The following is a 257-nucleotide window of genomic DNA, read 5'->3' as shown; positions in this document are numbered from 1 at the left end:
GCGTACCAGGACCCGGGCCTGCTGCGGCTGGCCCGGCCGCGGGTGGCCCTCATCTCGTGCGGCGAGGACAACCCGTATGGGCACCCCGCGCCCCGTACGGTGGCCGCGCTCCGGGCGGGAGGAGCCCGGGTGTTCCGTACGGACACCGACGGCGCGGTGGCGATCACCGGTGGCGCCTCCGGGGACAGCGCGGTCCGCGCCGGGGCGGGAGCGGGAGCCGAACCGGCGCTCGGCGTCGTTGTCAGCGGCCCCGACCC

The 257-nt window shown here is 78.6% G+C and carries 1 protein-coding gene; it reads left to right on the top strand.

Features of this window, described 5'->3' with window-relative positions; genetic code table 11:
• The coding region (locus tag ACSNOK_RS35035) for a hypothetical protein (protein ID WP_436784738.1) at positions 1-257 on the top strand (257 nt) is incomplete at both ends.

Source organism: Streptomyces sp. URMC 126, from assembly GCF_051386555.1.
Lineage (GTDB): Bacteria > Actinomycetota > Actinomycetes > Streptomycetales > Streptomycetaceae > Streptomyces.
Note: the sequence above shows the minus strand (reverse complement) of the source record. Positions and strands in the feature narration are given on the sequence as shown.